1 rRNA gene is annotated in these 593 nt (G+C 52.1%); it reads right to left on the reverse strand.

Annotated features, from left to right (window positions below):
- Window positions 1-593, reverse strand: a 16S ribosomal RNA gene (locus OZD68_RS00120); the annotation flags it as partial.

The following is a 593-nucleotide window of genomic DNA, read 5'->3' on the forward strand; positions in this document are numbered from 1 at the left end:
GGTTGCGCTCGTTGCGGGACTTAACCCAACATCTCACGACACGAGCTGACGACAACCATGCACCACCTGTCATTCTGTCCCCGAAGGGAACGTCTTATCTCTAAGATTGGCAGAAGATGTCAAGACCTGGTAAGGTTCTTCGCGTAGCTTCGAATTAAACCACATGCTCCACCGCTTGTGCGGGCCCCCGTCAATTCCTTTGAGTTTCAGCCTTGCGGCCGTACTCCCCAGGCGGAATGCTTAATGCGTTAGCTGCAGCACTGAAGGGCGGAAACCCTCCAACACTTAGCATTCATCGTTTACGGTATGGACTACCAGGGTATCTAATCCTGTTTGCTACCCATACTTTCGAGCCTCAGCGTCAGTTACAGACCAGACAGCCGCCTTCGCCACTGGTGTTCTTCCATATATCTACGCATTTCACCGCTACACATGGAGTTCCACTGTCCTCTTCTGCACTCAAGTTTCCCAGTTTCCGATGCACTTCTTCGGTTGAGCCGAAGGCTTTCACATCAGACTTAAAAAACCGCCTGCGCTCGCTTTACGCCCAATAAATCCGGACAACGCTTGCCACCTACGTATTACCGCGGCTG

Origin of the sequence: Wolbachia endosymbiont of Drosophila bicornuta (genome assembly GCF_028982105.1) — a bacterium.
Lineage (GTDB): Bacteria > Pseudomonadota > Alphaproteobacteria > Rickettsiales > Anaplasmataceae > Wolbachia > Wolbachia pipientis.